Consider the following 264-nt stretch of genomic DNA (forward strand, 5'->3'; position numbering starts at 1 on the left):
TACCATTATGGTCTTGGAGTTGCCTGCGCAAAGTTGGGAACATCATGCCAACATTACCAATTTCTTTTTGGCAGTTGGGGTGTATGCTGTCAGTTTCTGTTTCGTGGCGAATATTTGGTACCAGCAAGCAACTTTGTTCAGCACCGTTGATCAGATTCCACGACGAATCGTGCTTTGGGAATTCATCTTGGTTTTCCTACTGTCACTGGTGCCAGCATTGACGCGACTGATGTCAGGAGATGTTGAATCCATCTCTGTGATTAT

General features: G+C 45.1%; 1 protein-coding gene. It reads left to right on the forward strand.

Annotated features, from left to right (window positions below):
* A partial coding sequence (locus AC6UC9_RS07030) for a TMEM175 family protein (protein ID WP_500701545.1) occupies window positions 1-264 on the forward strand: 264 nt, incomplete at both ends.

The organism is Fructilactobacillus sp. X7R4C1 (assembly GCF_059901115.1).